We start from the raw sequence: 20748 nt of genomic DNA on the forward strand, positions 1-20748 counted from the left end.
CCGATATTATCCATGTAACGTTCGCCTAGTTCCACGGACAAGGTAGGGAGCGTATACGACCATCCGTATTTCCGGGTCAGCGACTGGTTATTCGTATATGCGAGTTGAGTAACGCCACTCGGAAAGGTCTCTGAGTACATACGAGAAGAGTTACTCGAACTATACTGAATTGAAAATGGCATCTGAGTGCCACGATTGGCCGGGAGAGGAATTGGGATGTTGATTGTCACCGTGCCATCAGCGGGATTCACAGTCTCATTTAGGAGACCTTCATAGGAGTGACCCACTCCTAGAGTTGGAATAGCGGGCGCATTTCCTATATTAGTTTCGGGTTGCTGTCCCCAAAGAAGGGACGGAGAACGCAGCATTAGCGCCAGAGTGGCCACGCGAACAACACTAAGTACAACTGAGTAGCTGCTTACTCTAAGCCATGCCAAAAAGGGAGGGGAACAGAGTCGCAAGATGATTCTGCTAGCGGAAATTCCATCTTCCCACCTGAAGGTCTTCGCGTGACTTGTTTTTAACGGGCTCAACAGCATTGCCAAGAAAGAGGGTCTAACACGACGCATGAAGCTCTCCGGTGCAAGCAATCGACTTGAGGAACGTCTGACTATCTCGCGTCAGCCTCTTTGTTGTCAATGCCTTTTATTTTAATCGGATCAATTCATGCGGTCCGGCGGGAATTCTTAATCTGAAGCAAGCGTCCATGCCTTTTTGTGAGGGAGTCGTCTTGTTGACCTTCATAAGAGCGCTTAAGCAGCTTTATGACTCAACATCGCCATGGCATCTAAGACCTGTGATTGGGGGGGGGGGGGGGGGGGAGGGGAATTAAGGGTGACGCATTGTTGAAGCGATGCTGCTGTGTCCAGGTGCGTACTGAACCGCCTTCAGTTGTACCTGCCCAGACAACCTTTACCTCACAAATGAAGTACAAAGCCCCTCCCCAAACGTGTAGGGCTGCCTTGGTATGCCCTCAACCGAGGGCGGCCCATTCGCTTGAGTTCAGGTGTCGTGCTCTCTTCAAACGCCGTCTTTACTCGTCCTTCTCCTTCATCTTCCAGAAATCACACGACGTTCCTGCTCGGATCTTGGCACAGAGGTCATCTATTGAGTGTTGCTGGCACCATCACCTGAAACACAGCGATCACCTTCTCCGCACATCTTTCAAAAGAACATCTAGTTGCCATAAAAGTTCTCATTTTGAACTGGTCAGGTCTCTGTCTGGCTAGGAAACCATGTGCGCAATCCCGAGAATCGGTCAAATTAGGGATCACGTCGCCAGCTTCGATCCCCTATCGAGCGATCTAAGGCCCGTAATTTGTGTCCGTTTTGTATAAGTGACCTGCGGGATAAGCTGTTTGGCCTTTAGGGCTCCTATAACGTGTGTGAGTTACAGATTGTGCGTAGATCGACCCAGTACGCATGGAACCGCAGCCGTGTTCGTCGGCCTTCTAGTCTGCGGATGATTTTCCCATCGCTCATTCATTTAGCGTCTAACGCCAGCGACTGCTCTGCTTACAAGGCATACAGATCCGTCCATATCCACCTCCGCCGCCTGCGAGGCTCTTGTCAAAAAATGCACTCTGGTCCTTCACCTTCAGGCACTTACTGCACTCCTTAGCTGTTCGATTCTGAAGTGCCTCGACTGTAGAACTGATTGCATCCAAAGACACCGCTCTCGCCTGAACATCGGCGGACCTGACTAGCTTATCCAAGCGCTCCGACAATGTGACTACAGGATCTTCACCCAAGTTGAATCTGTTCAGGCGCAGAAACTTGTACCCATAACCTTCCAAGGTCTTCTGGCGCTCCACATCAGCCTCGGACATGTACTGATCATAGTTACCTGCGTGAATCATCTCGTGATCACCAAAGTGGAATTCAAACCCGTCATACTCAATGATGATTTGAACGGTCCGTCCTGATTTCGTAGGCACCAAGAGCAGGAAGTCTGTCTTCCAGGCCGGATGGGTGTACGTTGGGTCCAACTGTCGCAAATACTCTCCGATGGGAAACTGTGCACGCAACTCAATAGAATCGCCGTGATTTTGAAAAAGACGTGTGGACTTCAGCCACTCCAACACCTGACGTTCCATCGGTGAACTGCTATCTGTTTCGGACGCGGTTGCGATGCCCTTTTGCGTCAATATGGAGTGGTAGTGATGCAGGACTCGTCCAATACTCCCTTTGTACTGCTCCATCGGCTTGGAAAGCACAAAGCAAATCTTCTCCTGGGCTCGGCTGAAACCCACGTTCAAACGTTGCATTCGCAGTTTGTCCTCGACTTGGGCATCAGCCTCTTCTAGCGATGGTGGGAAGATCCAACTCAGCCGATCACTATGCTCAGAGGCGACAAGACTATAAAAAATAATGCCGCGTTCCTCTCCTTGGCATGAATCAAACGTCATAACCTTCAGGCGGAGTTTCGACTCGAAATCAGAACCTTGCACATCGGAGGAGAACAGCTTCTGCAGTTCGATTTGTTGCTGACGAAAAGGAGTGATGACACCCACAGACCTTGGCTTTTCGTCGGCTAGTAGCAGCCGTAGGCGGCTGAGGATGTACTGCCCTTCCGCCTTGTTTGTATTCTCTTTTTCTGCCTCCGCTTGTACTTCGGCAAACTCGATCACTTCCTCGATCGCACGACCACGGATCTTTACTGCCTGTAGAGTACCGCCATAGAAATACTGCGAAGAGAATGAGATGAGTTCAAGATACCCACGGAAGTGCTTGCGAAGCATAGTCTTGTAGTTTGCACACGACTCCACAAACTCAAGCACAGATCGTTTCACGTCGAACATTGCGAGGCGCTGCAACTTGCTTGCATCGCTTGACACCTTCTTGCGAAACAGTTTTTCAAGATCGCTTCTGCACTGCTGATTCAGCTCATTGCTGGCCTGTGATGACTTCACATTTGAGAACTGCTTGGCATCGCCAAGAACCACCACCTTTTTGGCGCGCAGTATTGCAGGCAGCGCCTGTGCAATCGAGACCTGCGATGCTTCATCGATCACCACGATGTCAAATAATCCAGGCATCAGAGGCATATACTCTGCGAATTCACGAATCGATGCGATGATGACCGGGAACGCAGAACGCAAAAGATCAAAGCGATCCTCCGGAAATTTCTGCCGAGCCTTGATAACGGCGCCAAGTGCCTTGGCCTCCGCGCGATGCTGCTGTACGAAGCTCAGAAAGCGTCCGTCAATCTCGTTCGCCATCCGCGTTGAATACAATTGCTCAATTTTTGTTCGGCTACCTACAAAATCCATTTCGGGCACGCTGCTGAATTCGGCGGTCAATCCCTGGAACGACGACGCGTAACTAATCGTTTTTAGCAGGAACGTGGCGTAGGCCTCCCTTGTGTGGAAACGGGACAGTTCAAAAATCATCCCCTTAGCTTCCCGACCCGAAAAAAGTGTATTGAACTCGCGCAATGGCAATGCAAGCGCCCCTATGCCAACACCGCCGTCTTGGCTGAGCAGAATTTCAACAACCTGATCTGGATCCTGTTTGGCAGCTTTGCAGCGGGCTGCAATCTGAGTGAGAGCGAGTTCCGCCTGCTGCAGAGTGCGCAGATCACCTGGGAACTTCAAGGTGTGTTTCAGCAGAAACTCAGAGTGGATTCGCTGGGTCAGGCGGTCCAGATCTTTCTTTCGGAACATGTATCCGATTAGCGGACGCCTGAGTCTCTCTATCTCAGTTGTACTTGCTTTCAGCCGTGTCGCATCTTCAATGGACAGATGCTGGAATTCGCGAATGGAAGAGCAGTCGATCTCACTGCAGAGCTTGGCGGCATACTCGAAGGGTTCAGCACAGCGAATGATCTGCTTCAAGTCAGCCGTTTCGATATCTTCTAGCAAATTACAGATCTGCTGTTCTGCATCAGCAGGGATATGGCTAAGGCAATTGGCTAGAGACCTCTTATTGGTAGCTGGAAGAGCTGAACGGATTTGAGATGTCACCCCTGGTGAGAGGTCCTCCAATGATCTCTCCTGCGCCTGAAGATCCCGAATCACTTTGAGCTCAATCTTCGACAGTGTGGTGGCTGTCTGATTCAGTTCCCCTTTGAGCTCAGACAAAGTAGTTTCGAGCTCACTCTTGATCGCTCCCTCTCGTGTCCTGGCTGCTCGGTTGAAATCCATGATCTGCTGGACGGTTGCTCCCTGAAGCAGAGTTCGGAAGTTATTGCCCTCTTTGCCTAAACGGAGGATTGGATTTGGGAAGTCGAGTCCGGATGGGCGAACTCCTGCGAGTGTCTGCTCTAGCTTGTCCTCAACTACGTCTAGCGCCTCCTTCTTGTCGGAAAGGATGAGTACGCTCTTCTTAGAAAGGATGGCGTCGAATGCTATTGCAGAGATCGTGTGCGACTTGCCAGTACCAGGAGGACCTTCCACCAGCACGAATCGACACTCTGGCTGTTTGAGCGCTGCAATGATCTTGGCTTGCTCTTCGTTGATTGGGATGGGAGAGGACTGGACCATCCGCTCCGATATGCCCTTCAAATCCCATTCGTCGCTGATCTTACGGTCTACAGACTGGGGATCATCGAGAATGATGGATTTCACCATTCCTTCGAAGAGATCCAACACTGGTCCGCCCGCACCACGAGCGGCTGTCAGCAGTTCCTCATAGTCATTCAGTAGGGATTCATCGCTCTTGTCGTAAACGGCAAGGTGGAGAGAACTTTCCAAACTATATAGAGGACTCTCGGCCGCAGTTCCTTGCTCATGGCTGATTTCGAACTCCGGTGGCAGCCGTAAGGCCGAGAGCACCTGAGTTGTGGGTACGTGAAGCAGGTTCATCAGCGTCTGCTCTCCAACAGCGTGCAGAATACGCTCACTGATCGGTGATGACGAATCACTACGACTACTAGTTTCCTGAAGAACAAAATCGACAGCACGCTTATAAACCAGAACCTGTGGTTTCAAAGAAATTCTGAACTTCGTGGTCTCCTCGTCCATCTCGACGCTTAGCGGGATGTAAAAGAGCGGAAACGTATTCTTCTGAAAACGCAGAACTCCAAGGTACAGATAAATATCCAGATTCTCGCGCGATTTGGAGGCAGCGACCAGCTGCTTTACATCAACATATGCGTCAGCGGTCGCAAAGGTTTCGAAGTAATCTACGAGTACCGTAGAGGAGTGCTCGCGCGTGAAGAGACGCGTCATCACCTCCCACAAGGCTTCAGTATTTCTTGTGGAGGCCATCGTGTAGAGGGCAGTGGACAAGTCGTCATTCAGTGGCTGCAACAGGATGTTGGTCAGCTCACCTTCGAGGTCATAGGTTGCTTCGAGAAGGGATTGCGCGTCCCGCCTTAGAACAGGATCTAGGACGCTCAGTAGCGGATGAACGATGCGTTCGCAGATTTCGTTGGCCGCTGTCCGAAACATCTCCATGACCCAGCCGTCAGCGTATTCAGACTCTGCAATCGTTGATTCGGCACAGCCGACGACCTGCTGACGGACTAGTGCGTAAGATTCGGAGGGTATGGCCTGGACGCTTCGCACAACAGAGTCACGGAACCGGTCTGAGAGTGTGGTGGTGAAGGCTCGCCGGCTGACGATCACTGGCTCAAGTTCCGAGGCCGGACTCTCAAGCGCCTTCCAGAACGCGTTATTCAGATGCGCATAACGTGAGAGGCTCAGGCCAACCCGGAGGCCACCCTCCCGCTGAAGTTGAAGCCGTCTGCCTGGCGTCTGCTGTTTCTTAAAGTCAGTTTCGAGATAGTTGAGGAAATAGCTTGAAACACTCTTGGCAAGATCGCGGATTGCGGAAGATTCCATGGTTGACCGTCTGCTCTGTACAGGGAATCCCTTGAATGTAGCACCTTCGACAGACGAAGCCTGGCGGTCGCCACTCAAGTACCTCTTGAAGCGGCTGACATCTTGAGAACGAATGGTCTGTTGCCATCGGCCGCAAACTAATTGCTTTGCACCAGAGCAGCGAAGTGCCGGCTTGGCGGCGATCAAGTGGAACAAATGAAACTGGTTAGGTCGAGATGCAGCATGAACCCCTATGTCATTGAAAATAATGATGCTTGACGGCGTTCTCGGGGTCAGCCAACATCGTAAGAGAATTAGAAGCTTGATGTATCGGAGAGCCACTTCAACCGCGATTAAACGTATTGACAAAGCTGCATCGGACCCCGGGATTACTCGACAATGACCCTTCCTGAACGCATCGCTGCTCACAAGACTGCTCTCAAGGTGGGCGAGGCAGCTGAGCTTCTAGGCTGCTCTGAGGGCAAGCTCTATGCCATGATTCGCAATAACAAGATTCCCTATTTTTGTGTTGGGTCACTAAAGCGCTTTGAGCCCCGAATACTTGCTAAATGGTTAGAAACGCAGACCATCATTCCAAGGGACTTTCGAATTGAATAAAACTTCCAAACGAAAAAACCCCCCTCAAACCGATGTTCTGGAATGAGGGGCAGATATGAATAGTGTGCAAGAGTAAGAACCAACCCTTCGAGCAAGATGGCACAGAGCGGGCAATAGTCTTTGGCGGCCTTCTATCAACACATACTAAATCTGGATGTAAGTTTCGTAGAGACTTGCCGAAGCAGAGCAGTTTTGACTACCAGGTGTTCCCGGCGTAGCCGACACCTCCACGCCAACAGTGCTGCGATCTACACCAGCAGGAATCGTAGCTGTATAAGTGGTCTTCGATGTCGTTGCACTAAGTGTGACCAGAGTTGAGCTCGTGGTCCCTATGGTTGTGTAAACGACCACTGAACCACCCGAACCGCCACCGAGTTGATCAATTTGAGCAGCAAGGATAATCACCAGCGTGCTGGCACTCGTACTGGAACCAGTCTGCCAGCCACCCACTAGAAAATCACCGTAGGTCGGGTCGATACCGGAGGAGGTATCTGACGATGCAAAGCCTGAGATTGAAGCAAAGGTACTCAGGTTCGTGTCGTAAGCGGCTGTCGGGTTCGCAGTCGTTCTTGACCCTGCATCTACACCGGAGAACGGGTAGTAACGGGAACTCGTGCCTGACCCGCCTGAACTCGCATAAGGCGTCACAATGCTGTCAATCAGGAAATATCCGTTCTTACCGAGGAAGTCTCTCTGGTTCGTAGTTGCAATCGGAGTGACATTGCCACCAGCAATCGTCGGGTCAACATAGTAGACGTAGTAGAGCGTCTGCTGCGCGAGTGCTGCTCCTGACCCTCCAAGTGTTCCATCCACCAATAGGGTGACTTCTCCAGAGGTAAAGATGCTGAGGGACAGTTGGCCAATCAGTGCTGTGAACGGAGTGCAGACAATACCTGCGTTTCCGCTTGAGTATCCGTCTGCGACGAGCGACCCTATTCCTATACCCACGCTGGTTTGTGAGCTCAGAGTAAGTCCGGCCGTGAAGCCATTGACCGAGACCCAGGGCGAAGTTGCGCCCGAGTTGCGAACAGTTTGGATCTGCACGTTGTAAGTCACACCGGATACCACGCCAGAGATGTAGGCTTGGTTCACAGATGTACTCACCGAGCCAGCATCAATCCAAGAAGATGCTCCTACCACTTGATACTGAATGTGAATGGTTCCATTAACAGCGGCTACGTCCTGCGGAGTGTCCCACGTTACCTTTATGCGCGGTGTGGCAGTGCCGTCAGTCGTGGAGATCACAGCTGTGGCTGCCGAACAACTCAGAGCCATGTTCGTGGGTGCAGCAGGCGTGTATGACTGCCCCTGAGCCATGATCGGAACGTCATACACCGACAGCTCTTCTGACACGTCCCAGTCATAGACACTGGCTGCTGTCTCAATGACGTTGAACTCAGCCCTAATACTTGGCGGCTCCTGATCGTCGCCAGTAGAGATTTGAAACTTGACGGTCTCAACCTCAAGCGTCTTATCAACCCAACCGTTCTCACCGTATGAAAACAAGAAGGTGTCACAAGGCTGCATCTGGAATGCAGTGAGATTCAACCGAAGAAGACCGGAACCTTGCTGCCGGTTTCGTAGCAGGTTGATCTTCGCTACTCTTTGGGCCTGAGCCAGAGAGATGACTGTGTTCAGGTTGAGTTCACGTGGAAGTTGTTTACCACCATCTTGTGCAAGGTATTCGTCAGAAGCGTACCCGTGCAGCACATCGGCCGCGTACATCGGGAAATTGGTTGACTGCCATGCGAACGGGAAGTTGTTCTGAATCTGACCGTTGTAGAAACCATTGGCGTCATACAAGTTGCCGGTGACGTTCCAAGGATATGTAGGTGCCGTGTATGTCCCGGTAACCCTGTTCACGAGGTCTCTGAAGCTTCGGTACGGAGTCCACTGCACCGAGCCCGTCAGGTTCGACTCACCGAAGCTGAAGCTTGGTCCCTGCCAGTAAGCCGGCCAGATATACCACTCGCCGCCGATCCTGCTCATTCTTCCCGCTGCTGCAGGCATCACGATGTTTAGTGCGTCACCCGGAGCCGTTGAAGTGTCGTAATGATGGTTGCAGGTGTAGCGAGACTCAACGCCACCAATGGCAATTTCTACATCCTCGTCACAGACATTTGCAGCCGCGATCAGTTGGGCCTGATTAACGCTCGCGTCGCCGAGCCCAAATACGGGATCAGTAATAATGTCCGCTGCTACCAGAGCCCAGTTCGAGGTGAACTTTGTGCTGTTTGTGCGCGGGTCGTAGATATTGTTCTTGCCGTTTACCGTGAACCTAATCTCAGGCTCACCGGGGAACTGGCTGGTGTTGTACTCGACCTTCAAATACACATAGGCACAGCCACCGACCCAAGGAGAGTTCCCATTAGCATCAGGAGCCCATGCAGGGTCATTGGCAGTCAAGCCTGTGATCACATCGCCGGGAGACTGGTCACCGTAGCGAGCCTCACAGTAGACCTGTGCAGCATAGCCGTTACCAGAGCCGAAGTTATATTGAACTCCGTTGGGTCCGGTGTAGGTTCCGCTGTCAGCGTTGCCGCCGAAGTTCACGCCGTTTCTAGTGCTGTTTCCACCTGAACCCACGACCCAATGAACCTGGCGGCCGTCTAGATACAGATTCTGGATACTGTCGATCTCGTGTCCGGCTAGGACGATGACATAGTTGTACTGGCTATGGCTGCCACCTGTGGTGGAACGGAAGATGGTCACACCACCCACACGCTGCTGCCCATAGATGATTTGTCTATAGGAAGCGGCTTGCCTCGTGGTGATGTTCTGCCCACGGTTGGAGGTGAGGGCACCTGCAATAGCAGCGGCCTCCATACTGACGCCACTGATAATCAGCGAAGCCCAAATCTTGTCAAAGAGCGGTGAGGCTACGAGGGCAGGGTCCATGAACGCAGCTACACCCATACCGACCGCACCCGCTAGGAGTGCAGCCCCTTCTAAAGCTTTTCCCATCGTCTAAACGCTCCAGGCTCTCTTTACGGTTGTGGAACTGATAGGAAGGCGCACGAGGCCAGCAGCCGACACAGACACCACGTGGCGGCCATTTAGGTGAACGATGCCTGCGATCAGGTCGTCACCGTTGGCTATCACCACTAGGTCTCCACGCTTTGCGAATAGCGGAAACTGATACTCGACCAAGCCGTACTTGGTTGCGCAGTATGCAGCCGCATTCTCCGCCGTGCTTCCACCAGTGACCTTCTTGATCAGTGCGAACGCGCCAAGCTGAGTCTTGTACTTACCCCTAAAGTCATCTGCAATGTCTGTGCCAGTGAAAGCCTGAATCGCTGAGGCAGGAAACATGCAGCAATCCTGTGTCCCCCAACTGAACTCCGTGCGCATAGCAGTTTGGAGGTAGGAGTCAAAGTCATGTATCCAACGAGAATTTCGTATGAGCGCCATCTACGCTCCCCACGACAGTGCTTGATCCTGGAGCTGCTCGACCCAACCAAACGCGGTATCCGTTGGATAGACCTCACGTTGATCTGCGGAGGTGTACCTGCGCTGATTCGCTCGCTGCAGATTGATAAGGCTGTTCTCCAACGCGAGGGAAATGGTCACCTCACCTGGACTGGCTATGACTGTGGGTTTGTCGACAGCGCCTGCGAACAAAAGGTAAGGGGCGCCAATCAGCGTGGTTCCTTCTGAGAACAGTGCAAACCAGATCTTGGCCGGCGCACCGAGTTGGATATCAGTTAGGCACTCTCCTTGAAGCACGGGGTCGATGCCCGACAACTTCACAGATGTGCCATCAGCCTTGACTTCGGTGCCCTCGATGATGGTCCCGATGCTGCCAAGGGAGCCCACGCCTAGATATGTCTGCGCGTCGTAGACAAGGTTCCCTACCCCGCTCCACACGTATCTGGTTCCTGACTTGAAGGTGAGCATCAGGAGAATGGCGGGGACGATAACACCCGCTGAAAGCGCTGCTGCCAACGCTGGATCTAAAGCTCTACTCATTACTTTTGCCTCTTGAATCTGCTGACAAAACAAAAACGGACACCCAGTGAAGGGCATCCGCTTGAGTGCAGCCAGTTGTTGATCGGTTAGATTCTGCTTGAACTAGGGGTTCTGAACTTCTGCTCCCTGGAAGCGTGATTCGTGCTCGCTGCGATAGCAGGCCCATAGTGGCTCATCGCGCGATGGACAGCAGCTTCTGTCTGAGCAGGGTCATTCGAACCTGTCGCATCAATGTGGCCGATGTACACTCCACCACGAGCTAGTTGGCTGTTCGGGATGATCTTGCCGCTCTGAGTAGGAACAAAGGTCTCACGGCCCATCTCACCTACGTCATAGGACATACCAGCGGTTACGTCACCACCAGTTGCACGGTGGCCACCGAAAGCTCCAAGGAAGCTCATGCCGGGAATGAGCGAGAAGATCGGTGCGAGACCGCTCAGGGCAGTGCTCTCCGAGGAACCCGAAGAGACAGGGGCAGCCGGTTTCTGCGTGCCCATGCCGAGCATATTCATGATGTTTCCAGCGGCAGCGCTCTCGGTCTTCTGAAGAGCCAACTTCATAAGGTCAGCAGAGATGCCACGGAATAGATCAGCGAAGCTGGTCTTCTGCCCCTCAACCATCTTCATGAGAGTTGAGTTCAGGCTGTTGAACGCGCCTTCTAGTACGGTATGTACCTTTTCGGCTGCCGACTCGCTGTCCCTGCTCATCTGGTTGAAGAACAGAGACATGCCCTGCCCCGCCGAGCCCACCGCAAGAGTTGTCTTGTCGATTGAGTCCAGGTAGGACTGCCACGCTTGTCTATTCGCGGCTGCCATCTGCATGGAATTGATGGCCTGTCCTGCCCGTGTGGCAGCATCAGCGGCATCGTTAAGGGCTTCTACTTGGTCACGATAGGCGGCAGCCGGGTCCATAGAGGCAGCGCGAGACAGGTTCGCCTCTTGCCTCTTCAGTTCGAACAGGCGCTGATTGGCGTCAAGCTCGGCCAGTAACCCCATTGCATCGTTATCGCCTCGGTCGGCATACTTCCTACGGATGTTTGCTTGCTCTTCAGCGTGGGCCGCTTCCTCTCGGGCAGTCTGCCCCTGCATGACAGCACTATTCAGTCTTAGCTGCGTGTCTATTTGAGCCTGCACACTAGACAGTGCCTGAGCATCCGCATTTCTGTTCGTTGCGTCAAAGTCGCGAGAGAAGGCTTTGTCGTTGTCGGCTCGCAACCCGGCATTGAGCTTTTTCCAATCCTCTGACTGGTTGGCATCACGCTTCGCAGCGTTGGCAGCAATGGCGGCCGTCCTTACCGCATCTGCGCCCCGCCCGACCGCGCGAGTAAGAATATCCTGAGCTCCGGCCTGAGAGAGGACGCTCTCAGTGGACCTTACGAGTTCAGTGCGGTACTTGGCCTGGGAGTCAGCGTTTATCCGATCAGAGATGCTCGACAAAATACTTGCCTTGTCCGCATTGCTGAGCGTCTTATGCTGAGCCTTCAACTGGCTCTCAAGCTCGATGGTCGTCTTCGTGAATTCCTTTGCGATTTCGTCTGCTCGGGAGAAGTCGACACCTTCTCCTGCGTGTAAGAGCGATTGCCGAGCCGCGAGAGCCGAGGCAGCAAGCTCGTCCATCTTCAGCTTGAGGTGATCGATCTTGTCATTCTGTTCCTTCGGAAGTGTTGGAGCACTGGGCTTCGCTGCACTTGATAGGGCATTCTGTTGAATGTCCCCTGCGTGCGACATCCGGTATTCGTTATCTGACATTCCACGGCGCTGCTGCCCTGCCTTCTGCACAAGTCCCTGAAAGGGTGTGAATTCCCATTTTCGAGTAGCAAGATCAGTGAACCGACCTGTGAGGAGATCGATCACCATCACCAGGTCGTTCGCGTCCTCCTTCACACCGAGAATGCCAGCCCGCCATACGTCTGCCCACTTCCCAGCATCAGGTTCCGTTGCCATCGCAGCGGATGAAATCCTATAGAAGCCCACGCCGACAGCAGTGAGACCTAGTACCAGCGCAGTCACAGGATTAGCAGCTAAACCAGCGAGCGCAACCTTCAGCGCATTCATGGATGTTGCCCATGCGTATGTCGCAGCGGTCGCCCAAGACTCTTCGGTGGCCAAGCCTGCCACCATAAACGCTTGCAGCTTCAGTTCAGCCGAGACAGCAGCGAGTATGGGCAGAACCGCACTGAGTCCAGATAGGCGACTAACCATCTTCAGACCCGTGAGACCGATTGAATCGAGCGCTGTGCCTGCCTTGGCTGCGCTATTAATGAGTGGGATGAAGATTGACACTGCCTGGAGCAGAGCGAGCCCTTCAAGAGCCGTCTTCACCGCTGTTGTGTGCTGAGAGAGAAGCTGGAACCCAGTGCCAAGAGCATAGACTGCCTTCGATACATCCGTCGCAATAGTTCCAACCGTAGCCATACCTTCACCACTGGTGACGAACTTGAGAATCTTGTTTGTAGCATCTTCGAGCGCAGGCGAGACACCATCCAAGAGCCTAAGTGAGAAGCCGAGCGCAACAGATTCTAACGCCGTCATGGACTCATGCAAGCGCTTGGCCTGTGCAGCTGTCTTGTCACCGATGACCACGCCAAAGAGAGTCGCTTGCTCAGACGCTGTGTCGAATCCCGTGGCAATCTGTTTCAGGAGAGGTGCGAGTTCAGCACCTGAGCGTCCAAGTAGCTTCTGTTCTAGGCCAGCCTTCGCGGTTCCTTCTCCGAACTTATCCAGGCTCTTGCTGACGGCTAAGAGGAGGCTTCCAGAGTCCTTGAGTGGTCCCTGCAGGTCCTTTACCGAGATTCCGAGAGCATCATACGCAGCAATAGCCTCCTTCTGCCCATTCTGCGCAGAGTATGCAGTTTTGCTCAGCCGTTCCAGAGAGGTACGGACGGTATCCAGCGGCACGCCCGATTGCTTTGCAGCAAAGGCGAGCTTAGAGAACATCTCCGTACTCGTTCCTGTGATCTCAGCCATGCGTGAGATGGTGAAGGCGAAATCCTCACCCTTAGCAATCGCTGCCGTAAGGCTTGCAGTGATACTGGCCGCCATCGTTGTAGCCGCGACAGACATCAGGTTGAAACTGCGCTGTACATTTTTGGTTGTTGACAGGGACAACTGTCCCATCGAACTCATGGCATTCGAGAAACTGACGGTATTCGCTATTAAATCGACTGAAATTGTGCCAAGCTTGGTGGGAATGGGGAGCCTCTGCCTTCTGTGCAGGGCCGCACCATGAGTGCCGACTGAACCTGCTAATGAGTCATTAAAAGAATGAAGGCGTGCTCAAGCTCTCACCGCGATCTGCAGACTATGCAGAACACGGGAGGCGAACACGCCCTTTGAAATGAGTTTTATGTACTTGGATCCCGATCTTCTTTCCACGGGCGTAGGATGCTTAGAACAAGGAGAACTAAATGTCTGATGAATTAAGAGATGTAATGTGTCTGCGCTGCAATGCAGAGATGGTCTTGGACACTCAGCCCTATGCGATTCCGTACGCGATTCCAAGGGGAACGGAAAACAAGACTGTCTCCCTTGAGGGATCAAGGATAGTGAGGCTGTACAGATGCCCCAATGATGAATGCTTGTCTGTCGAACTTAAGATACCAGCTGGTTGGCCAACTATCGTGCCTAAAACTCCCTAAGAAGCTTCCGTTTGCGACACTGTTTCATGGCAACATCCGAAGCCAATTTCATTCGTAGGAGTTGAATGCGATTATTCGAGTTCATCGAGAGCTGACCACTGTGCGTCTTCTGCAATGTGCGCACGCGCGTCGGCAATCGGTTCCACGTTCATGCGGTAACGGTCGCCTGGTGTCATTCCATACTTGCCCAGGATGACCATAAGTGAGTTCAGTTCAGAAGCCTTGAACGGAGCGGTTCTCATTCGAGCCACCAGCCTGCAGAGAATCTCAAGTCCCAACCGGTCGCTCTTTGTGAACAGCATGGGTGGTCCGGACTTGACGACCTCAGTCCAGATGGCTCGCTCTGTGGCTGACAGATCTGCAGGAGCCCTCCCGATGGGTGCTATGACCGTGGTTTGGGCCGCTATTCGGGCCTGGTAGCGGCCGATATTCTTACCTAAGGTTCCGCTAACAGCGAGTTCTGCGATGCTTTTTCTTGGTGTTGGCATATAAATTTCACGTCCTAATCTTGTCTAATCGCGTCTAACCATCAGAGAAGCCCAAGGGAACAAGTCAATACATTCGCGCAAGTCCTCAACACCGAGGTAATCGGTGTCGGGTAAAATTTTCCTGATGAGTTGCAAAAATTAATTTGGTTGGTCAGTCGGTCGCCAGGGTCGTGAAGCTCCCGGAAATCGGTCACCCCTACCGCCCTGTCCATCTCGATACCCCACCGGGACCTAATACACCACTAGAATTCCTCACTGTAGGGAGTTCAGCGTCAAACCCACGTTAGACACATATGGAGTCTACGCAGCTACAGGAAGCGGTTCGCCTTCTGAAATGAAGTTGTACTGCAAGTCGCTGCTCTCATGGTCATATCGGGGCGCGGTGTCTTCGGATGATGGATAGCGAGAGATCACACCACCATTGCTCTGTGTTGATGATCCTGAGTCTGTCGCGCAGAACGGCAGACGAGCGAGTTCACCCCAACGCTTGAGAGCTTCTATTTCGGCACCATCCAGAGGTAGGAGTACCCAACTAACATCGAAGCGCAGCAGCTGCTTACGCAGAGCCTGAGTCTCATCGTTGAACGACTGGGGCTCTGCACGCAGGAACTCTCCTGCCTCAATCAATTCTCTGCTATCCGTTCGGATCTCAATGGGCGGCTTTACATCTGTTAGGTCTGCATTAGGATTGCGCAGCTTCTTTGCTGCCCTGTATGGTCTAACGAGTTGGGTCGCTCGACTTGGACTAACTCCTGACAGGGCTCGTACGACAGCCGCGATGAGGGCGTTGCTTTTCCCTATGTCGTGTGGCTGTGAAGACCTGTGGGCGAGTTGAGCCGTGGCGCTCGCGATTGAATGGATGGACAGTTCATCGGTTGAAGTCACCGTGACGCGAGGCAGGTCTAGCTGAGGTTTGCCATCGCAAATTCTTACGTTTTTGCCAATCAAGTTTGTACCTTATGTGTGAGGTTCAGGTGTGTCACTTCGGCTGCACATCGTTGGGTGCGGCTGCAAAGAACATGTTCAAGTGATGCTTTGATCTGAAGAATCAAGAAATTGTCCGTCCGCCCTGCATCGCGAATGTCAAAGCAAACTTAGAGCGAACTTCGATGTATCGAGTCCACAATTCAGTATCGGCGTCGAAGACAGTGAGTTGGCTCAAGGATCTCTTCTCATTCAACGCCTCTGCGATGCGCTGATTTTCGATAGCAACGAACACCTTGTGTCCTTTGCCTTGTTTAGTCAGAATCTCCTCAAGCCCTTCCGTAACGGCTGCTAGAGTTGCTCTGAGAGGTGAACTCTTCCGCTCCATTCCGGAGACTTTGTATGTTGCTCCGTATCCACTGCACTCGGCAGAATAATAGGACTGTCCGTGGGAAGGAAGAAAATCAATCTTAGTTACTAGGTTCATGCTTGCTCCTGAAAATGGCTTTAGGCAATTGTTGCGAAAGGTGCGTTTGGCGACGATTTAATTTACTTGCAAGAGGGCATAGACAGAAGCTTAGCGGCTCCGGGCTCTGGTCGCTGGAAAGCCCAAACGTTGAGAAGCTCTTCGCCCTCGTCCGGAGAACTCAGAATACTCACGGTAAAGTCCTGCTTTCGTTTTACGAACTCTTCCCATAGATCTGCATTGTCGAACTTCAAGATTCGCGAGAACATCTTGAGCTCCGCATCTCGCATCCGTGCCGCTGACTGTTCATCTGGCACCAAGAGTTCAACACGAGTTCCCTTTCCTAACGTGTTCTCGATTTTGCTGAAGCCGTCTAGGGCAGCCTTGAGATAGCCCCGGAGGAGAGTCGAGTGCTCTTCTTCACCGTGGTGGGAAGTCTGCCCCAAGAACAAGCCGGCCGTGCTTGTGAAGAAGCACCTGTAAGTGAGTGGGTTTAGCTTCGCGGTCGTGATGATGTATGCCATTTGAGCAAAGTTCCTTGTATTGGAAGGGATTTGAATGCGGAGATTGGATGAGGGATCAACTAGCCGGTTATGATCTTGACCTTAAGTTTCGTATTCTCCTGGCTGAGGCTTTCGATCTTTGCTCTGAGCTTCGCGATCAGGGCTGGGTTTGCCGAAACCGGAGCTGCAGCCACCACCACTTTCGAACGCTTTGCAGCGCGTGCATCCGATCGGATCTCCGTCAGCAGTTGACTAGACAGAGCCTTACCACGGCGTGCTGCCTCGGTATATTCGGCTGGGGTCGGTGACTTGATTGTTCGGTCGGTGATTCGATTTGCGAACTCTTGTCTCATTTGGTACCTCGGGAGCTTCTTTGGGTTTTGCGACGAATGGCGCAAGCGTTCGGACTGCAAACGGTTCAGAAGCTTGGCGACCAGGTTGCAAGATCTGCATACTGTGCAAACGGAGTCTTGGGGAGGGGGGTCAGCGGCATGGGGGAGGGGCGTACAGCCCCAAAAACTTCTGCCTCTCATGGACTAAACACAGGAGAAACTTTCTGCCTCTTAGGCTGACTAAACCACTCTGAATCACTCGCGCGCGCATACACGCATAAGTTCAGAACTGTTAACAAAGATGAACTCAGTGTTGTTTAGACACAGAGTAAAGATCACTGTTATCAAAAATGAATACACCTCTGGCTAGGGTATTTGCTCAAGATCACCAGAAAATTCTTGAACAGTCATGGCTGCACACTTTCTCTACACAAGTCGGTAACTTGTACCCGGCCACCGCGCTCTACTCGCGGTCATCCGTCCTCATATCGCCCGTGTGACACATCTGACCAATGTATGCGGGAGGCGCCGTCGATTACTCGATTCGGATACAGACTGCCTACACAGTCTCATCTGCCGATGCAACTAGCAGGACCTGGATTGAACACATACAACGCCGCAGGGATTATGAACTCAGGAGAGTTTCAGGTTGCCACCGGCTCCTCGCTATCGCTCAGGGTTCTGCCATCTGGTGGTCTGTCTCTAAAGAGTCCTCGAACGGTGTTCTGTTCGGGAGAGAAGAGCAAGTGTATTTGCTCTCTATTATCAGAGTGTACTTTTTCTGAGGGAAAAGTCTGTTCAGAGCGAAAATACTTTGACCTATTCTCGCTCTGAACTCGATCTGTCACTGTGTGCAGTATGGTGCGCTTTGCACACTATGCAGTTTTACTCTTTGTTGCGTTTCTTGCCGTAGATTTCACGCATCGCAGCGACCCTCTGCTTTACGGCCGACTCGGACAGTCCCAGAACGTTCCCCATGCCTTTATATGTGAGTCCTTCTCGAATATAGAGGCAGATGAAGCGATCATTACCAGTGATGGACTCAGGTAACTCTCGTGCGAACGTTCGATCCTCAAGTTTCTTATAGAGCAGAGGATTATCGTCTAAGACGCCATCAACACCTTCAACCTGAAGAGGGAGATGGGTCTTGTTGTGTTCAAGGTTTGCCGTAAGCCCTTTTGCCGCAGTCCGTGATCCGATCTTCTTCGCCCACGCATAGAATTGCGAAGAGTCTCCCCTAAATGAGGGCAGAGACTGCCAAGCAATGATTGTCGCCACCTGTGCAGTGTCTTCAGGGCTAATACTCCGATCCCCTGCTCCTGTCATCTTCGCGCGAGCCGTTGCGAGATTGAGAAACAAGACAAGGCGCCAGAGTTTCGCTTCAGCGTGGGGATGCCCGGACAGATAGTTCGAGAACGCATCCATGATGTTAGCTTCGGTGGGTCGAAGGGAAGACTGAGGCAGAGAGACAGGATCATCCTCACCCTCGTCCCGCTGAGGATTTCTGATTAGTGACCGCTCTGTGAGCTCCGGAACAGGTGTCTGCCTTAGCAGTCCCACGTCATTGAGGAAGTCATCGAGGGCAGCACTAGTAGCAGCCCTGCATTCGAGCAGGCTCTCCCGTGGTCCAGGGATGTGCGTTGAATGCTCTCCCTTGGTCATGATGTTGTGTCGGACCACATCCGGTTCGTTGATCCAAACCGGGTTCAGCTTGGACCTCTGGGCATGGTCAAAGGAATCATTCAGACGCCTTTGCTCGAAGAGCGCTCTGGCGTGCTCAGTATTCGCTTCGACTGCTACGGCTTCACGGCTAGGGTAGAGGTGTATGAACTCCTCAAACCTCACTGAGCAGGAGCCTCATTGCCCGTGAGGACGGCATGGCTCGCACGGCAGAATTCGGTCAAAGCTCCATGCCCGACCATAATTTTCTTGCCGAGTTTAATGGTGGCCAATCGCTTTTGAGCGATCAGATAATCCAGGCTTCGCACAGAGATGCTAAGCACATACGCTGCCGAGCGTCGGTCATAAAGAAGTTTCTGGAGATGTGGGACAGGAGTATTTACAGACGGGGAGGCAGGCTCCCCGTTATTGCTAATGGGCATAGGTTTCCTATAGGTGCAAATGCGGTTAACATCGGTGACGGTTGACGGACCGTAAACGAGAATGCGCGACGCAAACCCGCCTCAGGACCGGTACTGCAGGGTTCTAGGGATTTCCGTTTTTTCCGACGTGGTTCCCGTCGTTTCGCCGCCAAGACATGGCTGGCTACCTGATTTAACTGCGCCGGCAAAGCGCGACCAAGTTATAGTCTTGGTATCGACTTGCAAGCTGTTACAGGTCGGTCACTGGGTCGCTCCTGATGCGTGATCCAAATGCCTAGATGCTTCGCTTGCGTACTGCCGTCCTACGGTATTGAGATCGTGCTGGGTTAGAGACTAGGTGGTACTGTGCGTTGCACAGCGTCGGATTGATATACCTAGAATCGCATAGAGACAAAGCTAAGTCAAGCGATAAGCCGTTGATAATACGAATCTTATCCTCTGAGTTTCCACAGAAAAATCGTCTTATTAGGCACTTTCTCCTAACTTTTACCCTCCTCTTTACTGCCTCGTTTTGTAAGGGACCTCCAAAGTGTCAAGACACGCTAGACGGCGGCAGAGGCGAAGGCGTCTTCCAAAGCTTCACGCTTTGACCTCTGATCAAGATGAGCATAGCGGGCAGTCATTTTGACATCTCGATGGCCAGCCAATTCCTGCACCACCTTCAGGCTCTTCCCCGCCTGGACGAGACGGGAGCAGAAGCTATGCCGGTTGTCGTGCCAGCGGTACTTTTTTATCTTTGCCTCACGCAATACAGCAGCCCACCACTTCTTATAGCCGGATAGCGCGAAGCAGCTATCGTCTGGAGACCCGTTTGGCTGCCCCTCGGCCCTGTCCTTACGCTCTAGCCCCATAGCCTTGAGTGTCTTGAAGGCAGCCACCACCTCTGGCAGCATGGGGATATAACGTTCGGTGCCGTTCTTCGATTCCCGAACGTGGATTTGCTTAGCACGTAGGTCGACCTCACTCCAAGTCAGACCGTACTGCTCACCTGCGCGCATACCTGTTTGCAGTGACACAACGAACTCGCAGAGGTGATGGCGCTGACGGTTTGCATAGTCTGCGCGCCCGCTTTCTGAGGCGATATCAATCCGGGATTGGATAGCGGCACGTATTGCCTTCTCTTCCTCGGGACGCAGCCAACGGATGACGCCGTTCTTGAGCTTGCGTTGCGAGGTACCGCGTACAGGATTGTCGGTTACCTTCTCGTTCTTGATTCCACGCTTGTAAATCGAACTCAAGGTGACACGGTAGCGGTTCACACTCGCGTCCGCGAGAGGCCGGCCAGCACCGCGCTGAACGTGACCATTCATCAAGCCGTCGAGCCATGACTCTACATCCTTAGACTTGAGGCTGGCTGCGGATATTTCACCGAGGTCCGCCTTAATGCGATCTATGCGTCGTGGAGGATTCAGCTGATCCTTGAACTGCGTTTTATGCCGGACGATGTACTTCTTCAAATCATCACAGAGTTCAGCAAGCTTCAGCGTGCTTGCCTTCTGATCTTGTAAGACCTTCTTCTCAGCCATCGTCAGTATCGGCTCTGTTGCCTTCATTGGCAGCGAGTCAGCGCCTTCTCTGCGCTTGAGTGACCGTGCATCCTCCAACCAGGCAATGGCCTGTTTCCTGTCTTCAGGGAGAGGCCCGAACGTCTTTCGCACAAGTCGCCCGTTTACTCGGTAGCGTGCAGCCCAACTGTCACGGTCTTCACGCCAATACACTCCGGCTACCTGCTTGGGCTGAAACCCCTTGCTCATATGTTTTCGCTAGACCTCACAACCATGCTACCGATTCTGGGGATACTTTGGGGATACTTTTTCTTTGTATTGGCTAGCGCCATGATGCGACCCTCTGCAACCGAAAAACACGGTAATTCCTTTCATTTCTTCACTTATGCGGCACGTCTGCAAATTGCTGCGATATAGTGCAGAGGTCCTTTTCGCACTC

General features: G+C 52.6%; 13 protein-coding genes. 1 reads left to right on the forward strand and 12 read right to left on the reverse strand.

The features are described 5' to 3' along the window. Positions 1-1493: 1493 nt before the first annotated feature. The gene (locus OHL14_RS02320; RefSeq protein WP_263377691.1) at positions 1494-5972 is read right to left on the reverse strand and encodes a DEAD/DEAH box helicase; all 4479 of its coding nucleotides are present in this window, start codon (positions 5970-5972) and stop codon (positions 1494-1496) included. A 192-nt stretch (positions 5973-6164) separates the two neighbouring features. On the opposite strand from OHL14_RS02320, the gene OHL14_RS20140 reads away from it, so the two are divergent. After that, positions 6165-6383: a helix-turn-helix domain-containing protein gene (locus tag OHL14_RS20140; RefSeq protein WP_396270735.1), complete on the forward strand. Its 219-nt coding sequence runs from the start codon at positions 6165-6167 to the stop codon at positions 6381-6383. Between the two features lie 144 nt (positions 6384-6527). Here the strand turns inward: OHL14_RS20140 and OHL14_RS02325 are convergent, their stop codons facing one another. The 11 genes from OHL14_RS02325 to OHL14_RS02375 all read right to left on the reverse strand — a co-directional run bounded on the left by OHL14_RS02325 (position 6528) and on the right by OHL14_RS02375 (position 20357). Continuing rightward, positions 6528-9347 carry a phage tail protein gene (locus OHL14_RS02325; RefSeq protein WP_263377692.1) on the reverse strand — a complete coding sequence of 940 codons (2820 nt, stop codon included), beginning with the start codon at positions 9345-9347 and terminating at the stop codon, positions 6528-6530. Positions 9348-9350: 3 nt separating this feature from the next. After that, positions 9351-9794, reverse strand: coding sequence for a DUF6950 family protein (locus OHL14_RS02330; RefSeq protein ID WP_396270737.1), 444 nt, complete (start codon positions 9792-9794; stop codon positions 9351-9353). Next, positions 9795-10352, reverse strand: coding sequence for a hypothetical protein (locus OHL14_RS02335; RefSeq protein ID WP_263377694.1), 558 nt, complete (start codon positions 10350-10352; stop codon positions 9795-9797). It abuts the gene before it with no gap. 86 nt (positions 10353-10438) lie between these two features. Then, complete coding sequence (locus OHL14_RS02340; RefSeq protein WP_263377695.1) at positions 10439-13393, reverse strand: phage tail tape measure C-terminal domain-containing protein; 2955 nt, start codon at positions 13391-13393, stop codon at positions 10439-10441. Between the two features lie 667 nt (positions 13394-14060). Then, complete coding sequence (locus tag OHL14_RS20295) at positions 14061-14477, reverse strand: phage terminase small subunit (RefSeq protein WP_449727808.1); 417 nt, start codon at positions 14475-14477, stop codon at positions 14061-14063. A 300-nt stretch (positions 14478-14777) separates the two neighbouring features. Beyond that, entirely contained in the window at positions 14778-15425 is a 648-nt protein-coding gene (locus OHL14_RS02350) for a hypothetical protein (RefSeq protein ID WP_263377697.1), read from the reverse strand. Between the two features lie 100 nt (positions 15426-15525). Further along, a complete protein-coding gene (locus OHL14_RS02355) occupies positions 15526-15888 on the reverse strand; it encodes a hypothetical protein (protein ID WP_263377698.1) in 363 nt (120 codons plus the stop codon). 62 nt (positions 15889-15950) lie between these two features. After that, complete coding sequence (locus OHL14_RS02360) at positions 15951-16391, reverse strand: hypothetical protein (RefSeq protein ID WP_263377699.1); 441 nt, start codon at positions 16389-16391, stop codon at positions 15951-15953. Positions 16392-16450: 59 nt separating this feature from the next. Then, positions 16451-16723, reverse strand: a complete 273-nt coding sequence (locus tag OHL14_RS02365) for a hypothetical protein (protein WP_263377700.1) — start codon at positions 16721-16723, stop codon at positions 16451-16453. A gap of 864 nt (positions 16724-17587) precedes the next feature. Next, positions 17588-18547 carry an RNA polymerase sigma factor gene (locus OHL14_RS02370; RefSeq protein WP_263377701.1) on the reverse strand — a complete coding sequence of 320 codons (960 nt, stop codon included), beginning with the start codon at positions 18545-18547 and terminating at the stop codon, positions 17588-17590. Positions 18548-19346: 799 nt separating this feature from the next. After that, positions 19347-20357: a tyrosine-type recombinase/integrase gene (locus tag OHL14_RS02375; RefSeq protein WP_263377702.1), complete on the reverse strand. Its 1011-nt coding sequence runs from the start codon at positions 20355-20357 to the stop codon at positions 19347-19349. Between the last annotated feature and the right edge of the window lie 391 nt (positions 20358-20748).

The organism is Granulicella paludicola (genome assembly GCF_025685545.1).
GTDB classification, from domain to species: Bacteria; Acidobacteriota; Terriglobia; order Terriglobales; family Acidobacteriaceae; genus Granulicella; species Granulicella paludicola.

Coding starts and splice junctions, on each gene's coding strand:
- OHL14_RS20140 (WP_396270735.1), top strand. CDS start 6,165: ATGACCCTTCCTGAACGCATCGCTGCTCACAAGACTGCTCTCAAGGTG.
- OHL14_RS02325 (WP_263377692.1), bottom strand. CDS start 9,347: ATGGGAAAAGCTTTAGAAGGGGCTGCACTCCTAGCGGGTGCGGTCGGT.
- OHL14_RS02330 (WP_396270737.1), bottom strand. CDS start 9,794: ATGGCGCTCATACGAAATTCTCGTTGGATACATGACTTTGACTCCTAC.
- OHL14_RS02335 (WP_263377694.1), bottom strand. CDS start 10,352: ATGAGTAGAGCTTTAGATCCAGCGTTGGCAGCAGCGCTTTCAGCGGGT.
- OHL14_RS02340 (WP_263377695.1), bottom strand. CDS start 13,393: ATGGCGGCCAGTATCACTGCAAGCCTTACGGCAGCGATTGCTAAGGGT.
- OHL14_RS20295 (WP_449727808.1), bottom strand. CDS start 14,477: ATGCCAACACCAAGAAAAAGCATCGCAGAACTCGCTGTTAGCGGAACC.
- OHL14_RS02355 (WP_263377698.1), bottom strand. CDS start 15,888: ATGAACCTAGTAACTAAGATTGATTTTCTTCCTTCCCACGGACAGTCC.
- OHL14_RS02360 (WP_263377699.1), bottom strand. CDS start 16,391: ATGGCATACATCATCACGACCGCGAAGCTAAACCCACTCACTTACAGG.
- OHL14_RS02365 (WP_263377700.1), bottom strand. CDS start 16,723: ATGAGACAAGAGTTCGCAAATCGAATCACCGACCGAACAATCAAGTCA.
- OHL14_RS02375 (WP_263377702.1), bottom strand. CDS start 20,357: ATGAAGGCAACAGAGCCGATACTGACGATGGCTGAGAAGAAGGTCTTA.